This is a genomic window from Neobacillus sp. SAB-20_R2A, from assembly GCF_049568635.1.
GTDB classification, from domain to species: domain Bacteria; phylum Bacillota; class Bacilli; order Bacillales; family Cytobacillaceae; genus Neobacillus; species Neobacillus citreus.
On sequence record NZ_CP145895.1, the window covers coordinates 4,471,975 to 4,483,858 of the forward strand.

General features: G+C 40.0%; 14 protein-coding genes and 1 pseudogene. 3 read left to right on the forward strand and 12 right to left on the reverse strand.

The genetic code is table 11. The annotated features are described in order from the left end of the window. Positions 1-25 precede the first annotated feature (25 nt). From V5M37_RS21955 to V5M37_RS21965, 3 genes and pseudogenes are all read right to left on the reverse strand, one after another. Positions 26-2,356, reverse strand: a complete 2,331-nt coding sequence (locus V5M37_RS21955; protein WP_423799140.1) for a DNA internalization-related competence protein ComEC/Rec2 — start codon at positions 2,354-2,356, stop codon at positions 26-28. 77 nt (positions 2,357-2,433) lie between these two features. Further along, positions 2,434-2,880, reverse strand: a pseudogene (locus V5M37_RS21960) (ComE operon protein 2); the annotation flags it as partial. Between the two features lie 73 nt (positions 2,881-2,953). Then, a complete protein-coding gene (locus tag V5M37_RS21965) occupies positions 2,954-3,607 on the reverse strand; it encodes a helix-hairpin-helix domain-containing protein (RefSeq protein WP_423799141.1) in 654 nt (217 codons plus the stop codon). 87 nt (positions 3,608-3,694) lie between these two features. On the opposite strand from V5M37_RS21965, the gene comER reads away from it, so the two are divergent. After that, positions 3,695-4,519: a late competence protein ComER gene (gene comER / locus V5M37_RS21970; protein ID WP_378584100.1), complete on the forward strand. Its 825-nt coding sequence runs from the start codon at positions 3,695-3,697 to the stop codon at positions 4,517-4,519. 69 nt (positions 4,520-4,588) lie between these two features. Here the strand turns inward: comER and V5M37_RS21975 are convergent, their stop codons facing one another. The 8 genes from V5M37_RS21975 to V5M37_RS22010 are packed head-to-tail and all read right to left on the reverse strand — an operon-like array spanning position 4,589 to position 9,615. After that, positions 4,589-5,338 carry a class I SAM-dependent DNA methyltransferase gene (locus V5M37_RS21975; protein ID WP_423799142.1) on the reverse strand — a complete coding sequence of 250 codons (750 nt, stop codon included), beginning with the start codon at positions 5,336-5,338 and terminating at the stop codon, positions 4,589-4,591. Further along, positions 5,335-5,691, reverse strand: coding sequence for a ribosome silencing factor (gene rsfS, locus V5M37_RS21980; protein ID WP_213144793.1), 357 nt, complete (start codon positions 5,689-5,691; stop codon positions 5,335-5,337). The genes V5M37_RS21975 and rsfS overlap by 4 nt, the downstream gene beginning before the upstream one ends. Continuing rightward, complete coding sequence (gene yqeK, locus V5M37_RS21985) at positions 5,692-6,261, reverse strand: bis(5'-nucleosyl)-tetraphosphatase (symmetrical) YqeK (RefSeq protein ID WP_423799143.1); 570 nt, start codon at positions 6,259-6,261, stop codon at positions 5,692-5,694. After that, entirely contained in the window at positions 6,251-6,820 is a 570-nt protein-coding gene (locus V5M37_RS21990; RefSeq protein WP_423802666.1) for a nicotinate-nucleotide adenylyltransferase, read from the reverse strand. Before V5M37_RS21990 ends, yqeK begins: the two co-directional genes overlap by 11 nt. A gap of 17 nt (positions 6,821-6,837) precedes the next feature. After that, a complete protein-coding gene (gene yhbY, locus V5M37_RS21995) occupies positions 6,838-7,128 on the reverse strand; it encodes a ribosome assembly RNA-binding protein YhbY (protein ID WP_423799144.1) in 291 nt (96 codons plus the stop codon). A gap of 3 nt (positions 7,129-7,131) precedes the next feature. Then, a complete protein-coding gene (gene aroE / locus V5M37_RS22000) occupies positions 7,132-7,962 on the reverse strand; it encodes a shikimate dehydrogenase (RefSeq protein ID WP_423799145.1) in 831 nt (276 codons plus the stop codon). Between the two features lie 27 nt (positions 7,963-7,989). Then, entirely contained in the window at positions 7,990-9,096 is a 1,107-nt protein-coding gene (gene yqeH, locus V5M37_RS22005; RefSeq protein WP_423799146.1) for a ribosome biogenesis GTPase YqeH, read from the reverse strand. A gap of 3 nt (positions 9,097-9,099) precedes the next feature. Continuing rightward, positions 9,100-9,615, reverse strand: coding sequence for a YqeG family HAD IIIA-type phosphatase (locus tag V5M37_RS22010; protein WP_423799147.1), 516 nt, complete (start codon positions 9,613-9,615; stop codon positions 9,100-9,102). Positions 9,616-10,103: 488 nt separating this feature from the next. On the opposite strand from V5M37_RS22010, the gene V5M37_RS22015 reads away from it, so the two are divergent. Continuing rightward, complete coding sequence (locus V5M37_RS22015; RefSeq protein WP_213144787.1) at positions 10,104-10,244, forward strand: sporulation histidine kinase inhibitor Sda; 141 nt, start codon at positions 10,104-10,106, stop codon at positions 10,242-10,244. A 63-nt stretch (positions 10,245-10,307) separates the two neighbouring features. On the opposite strand, the gene V5M37_RS22020 is transcribed toward V5M37_RS22015, so the two are convergent. Continuing rightward, positions 10,308-11,090 (reverse strand): phosphatidylserine decarboxylase, encoded by a 783-nt coding sequence (locus V5M37_RS22020; protein ID WP_423799148.1) that lies wholly within the window; start codon positions 11,088-11,090, stop codon positions 10,308-10,310. Positions 11,091-11,221: 131 nt separating this feature from the next. Here V5M37_RS22020 and pssA point away from each other — a divergent pair, with 131 nt between their 5' ends. Then, positions 11,222-11,761: a CDP-diacylglycerol--serine O-phosphatidyltransferase gene (pssA, locus tag V5M37_RS22025; protein WP_213120099.1), complete on the forward strand. Its 540-nt coding sequence runs from the start codon at positions 11,222-11,224 to the stop codon at positions 11,759-11,761. Positions 11,762-11,884 lie beyond the last annotated feature (123 nt).

The following is an 11,884-nucleotide window of genomic DNA, read 5'->3' on the forward strand; positions in this document are numbered from 1 at the left end:
CCTCTTTTTCATTAAGTGATGTATCTTATGGCAAAAACGTAGAAAAGGTTCCTGTATTTTTATAAAAACTGTAAGTAATTGCTCCCTGCAGGTCAGTTCGATAAATTACTGCATTTACTTCTTTTAAAAGCCTAATCACCTCCTGATGGGGGTGTCCAAATCGATTTTCTTCCCCGACAGAAATAATGGCCGCTTTAGGCTTAACCTGCCGAATAAAGGCATCAGAGCTTGATGTTTTACTCCCATGATGTCCGGCTTTAAGGACATCCACCGTTAATTCTGGATATCTCTGGATAATTCTTTCCTCACCCGGCTTATCCAAATCTCCGCCAAAAAACCAATTCAACCCTCCGAAACGGGCAAAAATGGCAAGCGAGCCGCTGTTTCGTTCTCCTTTAAAGTTCTCATCCGGACTAAGTATATAAAATTGATGATCCGCGTTTCCCCACCGATATCCAGAAGAAACGTGAACAAGATTTATTCCCTTTTTTTCCGCCTCCGCCCTGATTTCTTCCTCCATGGCAGATGGTTCGGCGACTGAGGGCAGAAGAATTTCTTCTACTTTAAGTTCTTTTATTATAGATTTGGCACCCCCGATATGATCCATATCCCCGTGTGTTAAGATTAATTTATTAATTTTTGTGATCCCGTTTCCCTTTAAAAATGGAACAACAACATCTCTTCCCACCTCGTACGGTTTCGCCCGCTTCTGCCAATTTTCATCCATAAAATTCATCGTTCCACCCGTGTCAATCAAATAATTCCCGCCACCACGGGGAAAATGGATGAAGATACTATCTCCTTGACCAACATCGATCATCGTTACCTCACCAAAGGGGTCGGCCCAGTTCCAGCCTGATTGAAATGTCAATAGAGCGGCAGACAAACCGACAAGATGCCATTTTCTATTTGGATAGCCCCTCTTTTCCCAAATGTAAAAAATATAAACAATCACCACCATATCAAATAGTAAAAAGAAAAGATTTGGTCTTCCGGGCACTAATGCAGCAAAGTTTAAATCAGCAAGTAAAGCAATTAAAGTGTTAAAAAGGGTAATTATAGACATGAAGAATTTTATGAGGATTCCCGGAGTCCACCCTAATACAAGTTGAATAAAAAATAAACCATACAATCCAGGAAGATAAACATATGAAAATAACGGGATATAGATTAAGTTAGCTACTATTCCTATGAAGGACAATCCAAAGAAGTGATACAGCAAAAAAGGGAGTGCTGTTAATTGAGAGGCTGCGGAAATGACAATCATTTGGATAATAGTAATCGAGTATTTCCCCAAAATATACTTTGCAGACAAGATGATGGCGGCACTTACTGTAAACGATAATTGAAAGCCGACGTCAAACAGCACCAACGGATTAAAGCTCAGATATATGATACAGGCAAGGCTTATGGCATCAAGGGGCAGCAACTTAAGCTGGTTCTTCCACTTTATTACTGCCAGAACAAGAAAAATCATAAGCCCTGCACGAATTACTGACGAAGACGCGCCAGTTAAGATGACATATACAGGCAATACCATCAAAAGAAAATTCGTCATCGTCTGTCTAGTCAAACCCAATCTTATCCCCATATAAAAAACCATCCCGATCAGGAGGGAAACATGGAGACCTGAGATCGCCAATAAGTGAACGAGTCCTGTCTTTTGATAATCCTCCTGTAAATCTGGGCTAAGCATTCCCCTCTCGCCAAAAATTAAAGCGGAAGATAATGATGCAATTTCGGTTGGAAACTGTTTTTCGAGGTAATGTATTCCCATAAAGCGGAGATCTTGAATGAGAGTGAACGGGGAATTTCTCTTTACAGGAGTACAGTTACTCAGAGGATTTTCCTTACTTTCAACAATCCAGTAAATTTCTTTTGTTTTAAGGTAATTACGATAGTCAAAACCATTCGGATTTTTAGCTATCTTTGGTTTCTTCAAATCACCAGACAACTTGCATACATAACCATAAAAAGACTTATCTTTAAGGTCTTCTTTTTCTTGTTGCGAATTCATTTTATAGTGGATAAGGAGTTTTTCTTTATAAACATGCTCTTTTGCCTGGATTTGTAATAAATCACCGTCTATTTTGGGGTCTTGAATATATTCAAGGGAAAATGAAGCGACAGTCTCAGGAATTTTCGTATGATTGTGGCTGGCTGCCTGAAAGCCAAAGAGGAAAAATACAAGCCATACTGCGGTTATTACAGATAATAGGTATGGTTGAAACTTTTTATAATGGTGCAAAACAAACAGATAAAAGATGGACAACATAAAATAGGGCAGAAAATGGTTCAGTGCCGCCAATACTCCTAAAAGAGCTGCAACTGCAAAATAAATATATTTTCCGGTCATCGTGCCTTCTCCAGTCTTTGAATAATATTGACGCCGGATTCAAGTCCGGCGCCAAACAAAGATTATGAATTAACCTTTCGAAAATCTATCACTGATTCGGTTAATTCTACCTTTTCCACTTTTACATTCGCTTGTTGAAACAGTTCAATTGCATAAGGATGATTCTTATAATCTTCAGCATAATAAACAGTTTTAATGCCAGCCTGGATAATCGCTTTACAGCATTGCAAACAAGGAAAATGGGTCACATAAATTTCCGCTTCTGCTGTCGGAACGCCAAATTTTGCACATTGCAAAAGGGCATTCATTTCAGCATGAATAGTACGAATACAATGATTATCTACGACATAACAACCTTTATCGATACAATGGTCTCCGCCGGCAATGGAACCGTTATAGCCCCCGGCGATAATCCGCTTATCCCTGACAATGGTCGCCCCAACTGTGAGCCGGGTGCAAGTGCTCCTCAGTGCAAGCAAATGACTTTGCGCCATAAAATATTGATCCCATGAAATACGATTCACCTTAGCCACTCCCTTGATGATGTTTTCTTTGTTTAAGTTTAATAGTGCTTGTCCATGAACGTCAATGATAGAATTATGGCGCCGTAACCAAATCCTTTAATTTTTCATACGTTTTTTCACCGATTCCGCTGACATTCTTTAAATCTTCTGCTCGTTTAAAAGGTCCGCTTGTTTCCCGGTAATCGATGATCGCCGCTGCCTTTGCCGGCCCGATACCAGGCAGATTTTGCAGTTCATTGACCTCCGCTTTATTGAGATTAATTTTCCCTTCATTCTGACCTGTCCCCCCTGAGACCATTACTCCATTACCCGATACCTCCGGGTGAACCACCGCCCCTTCACCCTTTGCCGGAATATAAATGACCATTTCATCCTTTACCCGTTCAGCAAAATTCACTTGACCTTGCTCTGCTTGTTCGGTTACACCTCCCGCACGGCTAACCACATCAATAACCCGCTCCCCCTCTGAGGCTTTATAAACACCTGGCTGTTTCACCTGTCCCTTTACATCTACCATGATTACTGCAGCTGTTTGACTCTGTGTCTTCCCCATATTTTCCTCGGATTTTTCTTGAACACTGCCAGCCTCTGATACTTTATCAGTCGCTAAGGGCTGCGGTTGGATAGCCTCACTAGCACCGTTTTGGTAAAAATAAAAAATCAAGACCACGACAAGCAATGCAACAGCAACAGCATAACTCTTATGTTCCATCAACCAGTCTTTCACTTGGCTCCATCCTTTCTAAAGGTATATTTTACAAACATTCCTCATAAGGTTATAAAAGAAACTCTGAGGTGAAGGAGGGTCGAAACAATGAATATTGGCATTATCGGCACCGGTAATATGGGGAGGATTTTGGTGGAAGCGTTAATTGACGGAGAAGCCGTATCTCCTTCTTCGATGCTGATTACGAACAGAACGATCGCTAAAGCCATGCTGCTTAAAGATAAATACAAGGAAATTAGGGTTGGGGCAAATGAAGTAGAAGTTGCGGCTCAATCCGATTTAATATTTGTTTGTGTAAAGCCATTAGATGTTTTTAAGGTGATAGATAAGATCAATCCCCATTTGACGGAAAATAAATGTCTTGTTTCGATAACAAGCCCTATCAGTACAGCACAAATTGAGAGTAAGGTTTCTTGTTCTGTGGTAAGAGTCATCCCAAGCATCACGAATCGGGCTCTTTCGGGAGTTTCCTTAATGACCTATGGGGAAAGCTGTCGGGATAATTGGAGATTGGAAATGGACAATTTAATGACAAAGATTTCAGTCCCAGTCGATATTGATGAAAAGGTAACAAGAGTAGCATCGGATATTGTCAGCTGCGGACCTGCATTTTTCAGTTATTTGCTGCAGGCATTTATTAATGCAGCCGTAAAGGAAACGGAAATCGATGAAAAAGTAGCCACAGTTTTGGCCAGTGAGATGATTGTAGGTCTTGGTGAATTGCTTAAGCAAGGCCATTATACCTTACCATCGCTCCAGGAAAAAGTTTGTGTGAAAGGCGGAATTACCGGAGAAGGAATTAAGGTGCTCGACAATGAGCTTGGGGAAATGTTTGAACATGTATTTCAAGCCACCCACGCAAAATTCAAGGAAGATCTCGATAAAGTAGAATTGCATATCTCAAAACATTAATTCGCCAAATTTCCGCAAATTCCTGCAAGTATAAATAAAAAAAAGCCATCTTTTTTAAGAAAGATGGCTTTATTTTTTGTGTGCAATAAAAAAAATTCGTTCTGAATGGGTTTGTGGTTTCGCATGCTCAAAATCAGCATTTATCTCTAATAATTGAAAGCCTGCTTCATCCAGCCAATCGGAATATTGCTGAACACTAAAGGTTCGCTGATAATGAAGCTCATCATAACGATCATATCTTCCCGACTTTTCATCCAAGACAAAAAAGCTCAGCTCATGCTCCACGCTATTTGGCTCCTCCCCTGGGAAGCTATTCCAAATATAAGCGATATGATCTTCATTTAAAGCAAAGGTTTGGTTCATAAAGACTTGAGTGATTTTATAAATAGAATGAACATCAAAAATAAAAAGTCCGCCCTGCTGTAAATGTTGAAAAACATGCAAAAAGGTTTCTTTAACCTCTTGTTCCGTTTCCAAATAATTCAAGGAGTCGCAAAAGATGCCGATGACATCAAACTGTTCCAGGTTTTCGAATTCAGCCATATTCTGTTCAAAGAATGGAATCACAAGCCCCTCTGCTTCTGCTTTTGCTTGGGCAACAGCCAGCATGTCAGCCGATAAATCAGATCCGGTCACTTGGAAGTCCTGCTTGGCAAAACGAACAGAAAGCTGCCCTGTTCCACAGGCTAGGTCAAGCAGCTTTCTGCCTTTAATATCGTATTTGGCAAGCTTCTCTTCCACAAATCGAATCCATTCATCATATGGTGCGTCCTTCATGAGTTCGTCATAAAGATAGGCGAAATGCTGGTAGCTTGTCATGAATTTAATTCACTCAGGACGTCAACCCGCGGGGCATCTCCCCACAAGCGCTCCAAATTATAATAGCTTCTTTCGTCACGATGGAATACATGGGCAACAACGTCCCCCAAATCGATTAACACCCACCGCGCTTCATCAAAACCTTCCATTCTCTTCACATCAAGCCCGTTTTCATTGGCTTTTTCCCTAATTTCTCTTGCAATTGCCTGAACCTGCTTATCGGAATTTCCATGACAAATCATAAAGTAATCGGCAATTAGCGAAATTCCCTTCATGTTTAGTGCAAGAATGTTTTCAGCCCTTTTATCATCCGCTGCTTTAACTGTCAATTGAAGTAGTTCTTGATTGTCCATTTACTCAACCCTTCCATTTTGGATTAAATCATTATACGTATGAAACGTTTCTGGATAGACAGTCTGATTTTTTTTCATTAAAAATAATATCGTATTTTTGACTGATTGGATTAATGCTTTATCTAAATTCTCTTTTGCCATTTCCCGTACTTCCATAACACCCGGAAAGTGTCTGCCTGGTTCAATATAATCCGCTAAATAGATAATTTTTTCAAGCAGGCTCATCCCCGGCCTTCCTGATGTATGGTAACGGATAGCGTCGAGAATTTCTCGGTCTTGAATCCCTGCTTCCTTCTCAACAAGATAGGTGCCGGCAGGAGCATGCCAAAGTTCAGCATTAAACCTGAGCAGATCCTGAGAAAAACCCTGGGTCCTAATAATTTCCTTCATTTCCTCTTTTGGGCGGAATTTGGCATAATCATGAAAAATAGCAGCCGTTTCGGCCTTTTTTTCATCTGCCCCATACCTTCTAGCCAATTCAATGGCTGTTTCCATTACGCCTAAGGTATGCTGGTAGCGATGCTCCGTTAATTGTTCCTTTACAAGCTTTAATGCTACATCACGTTCCATATAAATGGTTCTCCTCGATATATTGGATGATGGAATCAGGCATTAGATAACGCGCAGTTTTTCCGTTTTTAAATCTTTCTCTAATCATACTTGAAGATACCTCCATCGCCGGTACATCAACATACAGAATAGGATACTCTGTAAGATGGCTGTAGGAAGGTCTTTGCACGCCGACAAATTGGACAAGCTTTACCAGTTCATCAATTTTATGCCATTTAGGCAAATATTCAATCATATCAGCTCCAATTATGAAATGAAATTGATGCCCGGGATAGGTTTCATTAAGGACCTTCATCGTATCAAGGGTATAGGATGGCCCCTCCCTGTCAAGTTCGATTGGCTGAATTTTGAATGCCTGATTCCCTTCAATGGCCAAATCCAGCATCTGAAGCCTGTCATTGTTCGAAATCGATTCCGATTTTTTCTTATGCGGAGGCTCTCGATTCGGCATGAGCCAAATTTCATCAAGCGAAAGAGCGGCTAAAACCTCATTAGCAATCAAAAGATGTCCGAAATGTGGTGGATCAAACGTTCCGCCCAAAATTCCAACCTTCACAATACAACCCCACCTTTACTTTAGGGAAGAGTAATTTGTTTATTTTCAACCGATTCCTTATAAAGGACGATCGTATTTCCGATAATCTGTACTAATTCTGCCCCTGCCCCATCAACAAGCTGCTGGGCAACCACATTTTTATCTTCGTCGCAGTTTTGTAGGACACTTACTTTAAAGAGTTCCCTTGCTTCAAGAGCATCGGCAATTTGCTTCACCATGTTCTCATTTACGCCGCCTTTTCCAACTTGAAAAATCGGATCTAAATGATGGGCCTTTGAACGTAAAAATCGTTTCTGTTTTCCTGTTAACATGTATTAACCTCCGAGTTGTTTGAGCACAATTGCTCTCATTCGTTCTGCATCCGGGAAAGTCCCTGTCCATTTTTCAAAAGCAAGAGCCCCTTGAAAAACGAACATATCAATCCCATTTTGAATTTGTGCACCTTTTTGTTCCGCATCTTGTAAAAATTTTGTTTTCAGCGGATTGTAAATAATATCACAAACAATCGCCTGTTTATTTAAGTTGTCCAGTTTAAGCGGCTGTTCAGAAATTTCCGGCGCCATCCCAATTATGGTTGTCTGGATAATTAAGTCGTAATCTTCTAGTACTTGTTCCGCTTCCTCCAGAGAAAAGGCAGCTGATGAATTGGGATACGGACAATCATTAATGAGACTCCAAGCTTTCTCCAGGGTCCGGTTGGCAATGTCAATCTTAGCGGGTTTTTCCTTTGCCAAAGTAAAATAAATACCTCTGGTCGCACCGCCCGCTCCAATCACGAGAATCTTTTTTCCTTCAATAGAAGCAAATTGGTTTTCCAATCCCGTTAGAAATCCAAGTCCGTCTGTATTATAACCAATAAAACGGCCGTCTTCATTAACGACGGTATTTACCGCACCAATTGCATTCGCCAGTTCGTCTACCCCATCAAGATAAGGGATGACCCTGCTTTTATGAGGAACAGTTACATTAAATCCACCAACCCCAATTGCTTTTAAGCCTTTCACAGCATCCTCGAGGTTCTCCGGTTCCACTTGAAAAGGGAGATAATGGCCATCGATTTGATAAAAAGAAAATAAATCATTGTGCATCACCGGGGACATGGAGTGCCCGATTGGATATCCAATAACCGCATATAGCTTTTTCACGTATTTCTCCCCACCCAGTTTCACTTTTTATATTAATGATTTTCGTAGTAATGCTTGAACACCTTTGGGAACATAGGCGATTACCTTAGCTCCTGGTTCATTGACAGTCACCCAGCCAAGACCGGAAAAAACAATATCTGTCTTGGCTTCCTTAATGAAAAACTCTTGTTTGACAAGCTCCGGAAATGTTTCCAGTTGCTCTTGCCGAGGAGGGGTCAGCATTTCCCCAACATGTTTTTCATAAAGCTCATCGGCATTTTCGATTTTTGTCCGATGGATGTTTAAATCGTTGGAAAGATAACAAACAAAAGATCTTCTGCCTCCGCTTACGTAATCAAACCGGGCCAGCCCACCAAAGAATAATGTCTGCCCCTCATTCAATTGAAAAACCATCGGCTTGATTTCTCTTTTAGGCGTAATCACTTTTAAATCCCTTTTATCAACAAAATGCGCCATTTGATGGTGATTGATAATTCCCGGTGTATCCACTAATGATTTTCCGTCATCAAGCGGAATTTGGATAATATCTAACGTCGTGCCAGGAAAATGAGAGGTCGTAATGATATCCCCTTCACCGGTTACCTCTTTTATAATCCGATTGATAAAGGTAGATTTTCCAACATTCGTACAGCCGACTACATAGACGTCCTTTCCATCGCGGTATTCATCTATGGCAGCGGCTGTTTCTTTCATAGTCCAGCCCTTTGCCGCACTGACCAAAAATACCTCCTCAGGACGCAACCCTAGCTCCCGTGCTTCCTGCTTCATCCAATGAATCAACTTATTATGTTTAACTGATTTCGGCAGCAGATCGACCTTGTTGCCAACGAGGATCACTTTATTGCCCCCGACAAACCGGTGGAGCCCAGGAAGCCAACTGCCGTTAAAGTCGAAAATATCGACTATCATGACAACCAACGCATCAGTTTTGCCGATTCCATTTAGTATTTTTAAAAAATCGTCATCTGTTAAGCTGACATCCTGTACTTCATTATAATGCTTGAGACGAAAGCATCTTTGACAAATAATTGTTTCTTTTTCCAATGCGGAAGCGGGAGCATAACCAATTTTCTCAGGGTCTTCTGTCTGAACCTTTACTCCGCAGCCTATGCATATATGTTGTAGGTCACTCACTAATTAATCCTCCCATGAAACCATTCCTTTTTTTCGAAACCAATTTAAAATCCGCCGTTCAGCAAAACGGTTAAATTTTGTGAAAAAGCCGTCTGTCTGGGCAACAGGCACCACCAAAATGGTATAAAAGCCGCTGCGATTTCCGCCAAGCACATCGGTTAACAGCTGATCGCCAATCACGACAGCCTCTTCTTTTTTTATGCCCATTTGTGTAATTGCTTTCTTAAAAGCCTTTGCAAGCGGCTTTCGGGCTTGAAAAATAAACGGAATATCGAGAGGATCTGCAAAGGCTCCTACCCGTTCTTTATTATTGTTTGAAACAATTGTAACTAGAATATTTTGCTTTTTTAATTCCTCAAACCATTTAATTAAAGCGGGAGTTGCGTTTGGACGGTCCCATTCCACCAATGTGTTATCCAAATCAGTAATAATTCCCTTTATGCCTCTTGATTTTAATTGTTCCGGAGATATCTCAAGAATGCTCTTCACGTGTTCATCAGGTAAAAATTGTTTTAGCACTAAGCGTACACCTCATTAAATTACTAATCTTTGGTGATGAAGCCAAGGATTTCCCTATTCTTGTACCATCATAACTAATTTTAACTTTGGTTTCAAAAGAAAAAGCAAAACCATTTTATTCTTAATCTTATTGTTCTTCAAATCCCGACAATACATGATATGTATGTATGCAAAATAGGCAGAATCATATCAGATTTATGAAGAAAAAGGCAGTTTCATAAAAAAATAAAAATATTTTTCGACAAACATCTACTTTCCCGACACCTGTGGATAACGTTATTAACATTATACCCATTGAATCATACACTTTTCATCGCTTTATAAACAAGCTAATCACAAGTTATCCACCTTATCCTGTGGATAATTAGAACGATTGTTCTACAGGAATAAATTTGGTAGATTTAGGGTACACCATCTGAACTTACTATATTATGTTCCCTTTTACTAGAATAGAACCATCAATTTATTAACCGGAGGTGGAATCAGACATGCGTAAACTTTCCGATGAATTACTGATTGAATCTTACTTTAAAGCAAGAGAATTAAACCTAAGCAGCGAATTTATTAACCTTATTGAATCCGAAATTCGCCGTCGGTCCCTTTCTTATAAAATAAAAAAATCATCATAATTAACTGCCCAAATGGGCTTTTCTTTTTGCCCAAAGCAGGCGCTATTTTTGCTCGCCTTATTTTTATTTTAATAGGGTACCGATTTTTTCGCCGACTTTAATTTCTTTAGGAGTTTCTAGATCCGCAGCAGGCTCAAAGATGTTATGTTCAAACAGTAACACCACTGTTGACCCAAAGGTAAAATAAGCCATCTCACCGCCTTTTGTTAAATCTGACCCCTCATGAATGGTTTCAATAGAATTGACAAACATAGCCCCAACCTTCACGATCGCCACATGCCCAAACTCTGTTTGAACTTCTGTAATAACACGGTAGTTTTTGGCTAGTGTACGAACTCCATATTTTAGCCCGAGCTTATTAACAGGATAGGATTTTGAACCAAGCTTCCATTGCTTAGTAACCGTACCGCTTACCGGGCTGTGAATCCGGTGGTAGTGACTTGGGCTTAAGTATAGAATCATATATGTACCATTTAAATATTTTGGCAAAGCTCCTGCGTCCCCCAGCATTTCTTCGATAGAATACGTTTTTCCTTTTACAAGAATCTCACTATTCTGATTGATTTCCCCAACATCTTCAATGACTGCGTCAACCGGACTCACCACAGAATCGGTTGCTTCATCAATTTTTCGTGCATCCTTCTTCAGCCTTCTGACAAATAAATCATGCAGGGTAGGAAACTCGTGCAGTTCCTTCTCCATCTCTCCTAAATTGAGATGATAAACTCTTGCAAAGGAAGGGACAATGACGCGGCTCGCACGGGACCTGGCAAATCTTTTTAAGAAACTTGATGTCCACCTTCCATTCGTTAATTCAATAAATAATCGGTAAAAGGACTGTATCACTGGTATTACCCCCAAATAGTGTAAAAATACTCTTTACGAATAGACATAAAACCCTTAAAATTAAATATTATAAAGTAAACTGTGGAAATTATAAATTCCTTCGGCTTGAAGAAAGGAGTGGTAGGTAAAAAATGTTTTTATTGGATGTTATAGATCAAACCATCAAGAAATTAAAATCGCAAACTGCAAATGTCATCACTTTAGCCAATTTATCATTAGGTGGATTTGCCATCGTGTTTGGTCTGCACGGGAATTTGCGATTAAGCTTACTGCTCATTTTTATTGCGGCGCTGGCAGATCGATTTGATGGAATGATCGCCCGAAAATTTAATATTGAGTCGGAATTAGGTAAACAATTAGATTCCATGAGTGATATTATATCATTTGGAGTTGCCCCTGCACTATTACTATACCAAGGAATTTTAAATGAATTCGGCGGCCCCGGTTCATTTTTCACTGTATTTTATATTGGCTGCGGTGCCTTTCGTTTAGCTAGGTTTAATATTACCGAAAGCAACGGCTACTTTACTGGTCTTCCGATTACTGCTGCTGGCTGTTTGGCAACCCTAAGCTTTTTGGCGATACCATACCTACCGTCACAAACGTTCTTATTTATTATTATCATTCTTTCATTCCTTATGGTTAGCACCTTTAAGCTTAGAAAAGTTTAAAAATTCCAAATCTAATAAATTTGACTTACTTGGTTTTAGTACTAAGTAGGTCTTTTTTTTTATATTTCCTACCGCACTCAAATAAAATTAACTGGACAGACACAATTTTCCGTTTTCTTCATA